Source organism: Accumulibacter sp., from assembly GCF_031732815.1.
Classification (GTDB): domain Bacteria; phylum Pseudomonadota; class Gammaproteobacteria; order Burkholderiales; family Rhodocyclaceae; genus Accumulibacter.
Window position 1 is genome coordinate 1 of record NZ_JAVMKF010000130.1, and the last position, 5,046, is coordinate 5,046.

Below are 5,046 nucleotides of genomic sequence, written 5' to 3' on the forward strand. Positions count from 1 at the left end.
AGAAAGTCGGCGAGCAGATGATCGGCGACTGGATGAAGCAGGCCGGACCCGAAGGCCAGGCCATGCTCGACGCCTACCGCAAGTAAGCTGGCGCCGGCGGCTTCAATCTTCTGCCTGACCGGCAAGAGGGCCTTTCCCGGAAAGACCCACTTTTTCGGAGAGTCTCGATGCGCAAGCTGATCGACACCCTGTTCGATCTGGCCGCCTATCTGGCCGGCCTGTTCATGATCGCCACGCTGCTTGCCGTTCTGATCAGCATCGTCGGGCGCCTCGTTCCCAGCCTCGACCTGCCGGGCTCGGACGCCTACGCCGGCTACTGCATGGCGGCGGCCGGATTTCTCGCGCTGGCGCCCACCCTGCGGCGCGGTGAACACATCCGCGTGACGCTGATCTTCAACCAGTTGCCGGCCGGCGCCCGGCACTGGTTGGACATCTTCTGCCACCTCGTCGCGCTCGGTCTGGCGAGCGCGCTGGCCTGGTTCTCGATCCGCCTCGTCCTGCAAAGCCGCGAATTCTTCGATATCTCCACCGGCCTCGACGCCACGCCGCTGTGGATTCCCCAGATCGGCATGGCGGTCGGCACCTCGCTCTTCGCACTCGCCTTCTTGAACGACCTGGTCCTGCTGCTCACCGGCCGGACCCGGCGCGACGCTTCGCCCGCAGGCGAGCCGGCGCGTGTCGAATGACGAGGCGGCCATGGACCTGACCATCACCCTGCTGCTCATCGCCACCCTGTTTCTCATTCTCGGCTCCGGCGTCTGGATCGGCCTCGCCTTGACCGGCGTGGCGTGGGTCGGCATGGAGTTGTTCACCAGCCGTCCGGTGGGCGACGCCATGTCGATCACCATCTGGAGTTCCGCTTCGTCCTGGACGCTGACCGCGCTGCCGCTCTTCGTCTGGATGGGCGAAATTCTGTTCCGCACCAAGCTCTCCGAAGACATGTTCAAGGGCCTGTCCCCCTGGCTGGAACGTCTGCCGGGTCGCCTGTTGCATACCAACATCATCGGCTGCACGATTTTTGCCGCGGTCTCCGGCTCCTCCGCCGCCACCTGCGCCACCATCGGCAAGATGACCCTGCCGGAACTGAAGCGCCGCGGCTACCCGGAGCACATCGCCATCGGTACGCTGGCCGGCGCCGGTACGCTCGGCCTGCTCATTCCGCCGTCGATCATCATGATCGTCTATGGCGTCACGGCCAATGTCTCGATCGCCCAGCTGTTCATCGCCGGCGTCGTCCCCGGCCTGCTGCTGGCGGGTCTGTTCATGGGTTACACGATCGTCTGGGCGCTGCTCAACCCGGACCTGATTCCGCCGGCCGAACAGAAATTCACCCTCTTCCAGAAGCTGCATGAATCACGCCACCTGATTCCGGTCGTCTCGCTGATTGCCGCCGTTCTCGGCTCGATCTATACCGGCCTCGCCACCGCCACCGAGGCGGCGGCACTGGGCGTCGTCGGCTCGATGGCGATTGCTGCCGTGCAGGGCGAGTTGAGCTGGAAGAATTTCCGCGACAGCCTGCTCGGCGCCACCCGCCTATATTGCATGATCGCGCTGATCCTCGCCGGGGCAGCCTTCCTGACTCTGTCCATGGGCTATCTGGGCCTGCCGCGCCACCTCGCGCAGTGGATCACCGGCCTCGGCCTGTCGCCGCTGCTGCTGATCGTGGCATTGATGGTCTTCTTCATCATCCTCGGCTGCTTCCTGGACGGCATTTCCATCGTCGTGCTGACCATGGGCGTGCTGCTGCCAACCGTCGAAGCCGCCGGTTTCGACCTCGTCTGGTTCGGCATCTTCGTCGTCATCGTCGTCGAAATGGCGCAGGTCACACCGCCGGTCGGCTTCAACCTGTTCGTTCTGCAAGGCATGACCAAGAAGGAAATCACCTACCTCGCGAAGCATGCCTTTCCAATGTTCCTGCTCATGGTTGGCGCCGTTCTGCTGCTTTACTGCTTTCCCGGCCTGGTCTCCTGGCTGCCGCGGCAGATGGCGGCTTGAGCAGCCATGCCGCCGCAAGCCTACGACATCCCGCGCCTGTTGCCGCTTGGCGACAGCGCGTGGACCGTCGAATTTGCCGGGCATATCGACCCGACCATCCACGGTCGGGTGATGGCCCTGGACGCCCGGGTCGACGATGCCCGCCGCCACGACCCGGCTTTTGCCGGCGTGGTCGACACCGTCCCCAGTTTTCGTTCGCTGACCGTCCATTTCCTCCCCGACCCCGATCCGCTGGCGCTGGGCGAACGCCTGCTGGCACTCGCCCGCGGCGCGGAAGCGGCTATCCTCGGTGGCCGTTCCTGGCGGCTACCGGCTTGTTTCGACGCCGATCTCGCACCCGATCTGGCGGCCGTCGCCGCGCGTCACGGAACGACGCCGGAGGAGGTCGTCCGTGCCCTCTGCCGGACCGAATTTCGCGTCTACATGATCGGTTTCATGCCCGGCTTCCCCTACATGGGCGGCTTGCCGACCGAACTGCACACGCCTCGCCTGGGCACGCCGCGCAAGCTCGTTCCGGCCCGCTCCATCGCCATTGCCGGCGAAATGTGCGCGGTGTATCCGTGGCCGAGCCCGGGCGGCTGGAACTTGCTTGGACAGACGCCGATCGATCTCTTCGTCGCCGACGACGACCCGCCCGCCCTGCTTGCCGCTGGCGACGGCGTGCGCTGGCAGGCCGTCGACCGCCGCGAATACGCGCGAATCGAACGGGCGCTGGCGCACGGCGAACTGCATCGCCAGAATTTCCTGCACGAAGGCCAGACATGAGCGGCTGCCTGGAGGTGATCGATGGCGGCCTCGACAACGCCATCCAGGACGCCGGCCGCTACGGTTATCGCCATATGGGGGTCGCCGTCTCCGGTTTCCTCGACCCTCTTTTCGCCGCCTGCGCCAATGCCCTGGTCGGCAATGGCAACGCCGCAGCAGCGATCGAAATCCGAGGCTGCAGCCTCGGCCTCGCGGTCCGCCATGGGCCGCTACGGGTTGCGCTGACCGGCCCGCTGTCGGCCAGCGTCCTGCGCCACGGCGGCAGCCGCCAGGAACTCGATGCCTGGCAGAGCGCCACACTGGAAACCGGCGACGTCCTGAGATGCGGTGCGGTGAACGGCGGCACCGCCTACCTGGCGGTATCCGGCGGCATCGATGTGGCGCCGCAACTGGGCAGCCGCGCCACCCATCGACGCACCGGCATCGGCGGCATCGCCGGTCGACTGCTGGCGACCGGCGACGCGCTGCCCTGCCCTCGCCTCGCCGGTAACGCCTGCCGCGAATACCGAGCCGAACCCTGGAGGCACCTGGACGGCCCGATCCGCGTCATTCCCGGCCCGCAGGCCGACCATTTCACCAACGGCGAATTCGAGCGCCTGCTCGCCTCTCCCTACCGGGTGACCCGCGACAGCGACCGTATGGGCATGCGCCTCGACGGTCCCGCTCTGGTCCACCGCAGCCCGACCCATGTCGATATCGTCTCCGATGCGGTCGCGCCTGGCGCGTTGCAGGTACCTGGAAACGGCCAGCCCATCCTGCTCCTGGCCGACTGCCAGACGGTGGGCGGCTACCCCAAGATCGCCACCGTGATCCGCGCCGACCTGCCGCGCCTGGGCCAGTGTCGTACCGGCGACGAACTGCGCTTCGCGAAGATCGACCTGCCACAGGCGCTCGCCATCCAGCGCCGCGAAAGCGAGCGCCTGGCGCGCTGGCAAAACGCCATCGCGACTTGCCAGCCCGCGAGCTACCTCGACGAGGCCGCCCTTTACACCTGCAACCTGATCGACGGCATGGTCCGCGCCGAGCCACCCACCCACGACTGACCCACGAAAGACCCTGATGAGCCAGAAAATCAACCTCAATGCCGACCTGGGGGAGAGCTTCGGAGCCTGGAGCATGGGCGACGACAGCGCCCTGCTCGAGGTCGTCGGCAGCGCCAACGTCGCCTGCGGCTTCCATGCCGGCGACCCGCTGGTCATGCGCCGGACGGTCCGCAGAGCGCGTGAACGCGGCGTCAGCATCGGCGCCCACCCCTCCTTTCCCGACCTCCAGGGTTTCGGCCGCCGCCGCATGGATATCCCGGACGACGAACTCGCCGCCCTGCTGATCTACCAGATCGGCGCCCTGCAGGCGATGGCCGCCGTCGAGGGACATGCGGTCACCCACGTCAAACCGCACGGTGCGCTGAACAACATGGCTTGCGCCGATACTCGCCTAGCCGATGTGGTGGCGGGCGCGGTCGCCTCCGTCAGCCGAGACCTGATCCTGCTCGCCCCGGCACACTCCCGGCTCGTTCTGGCCGGTGCTCGCGCCGGACTGGCGGTCGGCCTCGAGATCTTCGCCGACCGCGCCTACCGGGACGACGGCCAACTCGTTCCGCGCAGCCAGCCGGGAGCGATGATCCACGGCGCCCAGGCCAGCCTGGATCACGTGCTGCGCATGCTCGACGTGGGCGGACTGGTGACCGCCAGCGGCAAGGTTCTCAAGACGGAGATTCACAGCATCTGCGTCCATGGCGATGGCCCTGACGCGCTGGCCTCGGCGCGCCGCATCGCCACCGGCCTGGAACAGGCCGGCTATCTGCCGACGACGCTACCCGATACGCTCCAGCCGTAGAGAGGTGGCCTCGGAAATTCGGACAGCAGGACAAGTGGTAGTCTTGCCCCATCAAACCGTTGCCGAAGCTGCCCCAGCAGCACCGCGAGCATGACGAAAAGGAAGGGGCGGAAGCACAAGCCGGAAGTCGAGGCACAACTGGTGCTGGCGACGCTGATGAGTGACCAGACGCTGGCGGAGCGGGCGCAGCAGTACGACATCCACCCGAACCAGATCACGGACTCGTTCCGTCTAGATGCAGTGCGCGACGCCATTCGCCGCCACGGGTGCCCGGAGATCTTCAACACCGATCAGGCTTGCCCGTTCACCAGCGGCGAATCCACGGGTCTACTCAAGGCGCACGACATCCGGATCAGCATGGACGGCAAGGGGCTCTGGCGTGCCTGGTGCGCGAACAGAAAAGCCGGTCGCGCTGCGACCGGTTTTTCACACACAAACCGGCAAGACCTG

5 protein-coding genes and 1 pseudogene are annotated in these 5,046 nt (G+C 66.7%); all 6 read left to right on the forward strand.

Annotation, left to right across the window (positions count from 1 at the left end; all coding sequences use genetic code 11):
* The first annotated feature begins 167 nt into the window (after window positions 1–167).
* Entirely contained in the window at window positions 168–686 is a 519-nt protein-coding gene (locus RKP46_RS09265; RefSeq protein WP_300327524.1) for a TRAP transporter small permease, read from the forward strand.
* 10 nt (window positions 687–696) lie between these two features.
* Window positions 697–1,995 carry a TRAP transporter large permease subunit gene (locus RKP46_RS09270; protein WP_311106380.1) on the forward strand — a complete coding sequence of 433 codons (1,299 nt, stop codon included), beginning with the start codon at window positions 697–699 and terminating at the stop codon, window positions 1,993–1,995.
* A gap of 6 nt (window positions 1,996–2,001) precedes the next feature.
* A complete protein-coding gene (gene pxpB / locus RKP46_RS09275; protein ID WP_311106381.1) occupies window positions 2,002–2,760 on the forward strand; it encodes a 5-oxoprolinase subunit PxpB in 759 nt (252 codons plus the stop codon).
* A complete protein-coding gene (locus RKP46_RS09280; protein ID WP_311106382.1) occupies window positions 2,757–3,803 on the forward strand; it encodes a biotin-dependent carboxyltransferase family protein in 1,047 nt (348 codons plus the stop codon). Before pxpB ends, RKP46_RS09280 begins: the two co-directional genes overlap by 4 nt.
* Before the next feature lie 16 nt (window positions 3,804–3,819).
* Entirely contained in the window at window positions 3,820–4,596 is a 777-nt protein-coding gene (locus tag RKP46_RS09285) for a 5-oxoprolinase subunit PxpA (RefSeq protein ID WP_311106383.1), read from the forward strand.
* A gap of 222 nt (window positions 4,597–4,818) precedes the next feature.
* Window positions 4,819–4,977: pseudogene (locus tag RKP46_RS09290) on the forward strand (IS3 family transposase); the annotation flags it as partial.
* Window positions 4,978–5,046 lie beyond the last annotated feature (69 nt).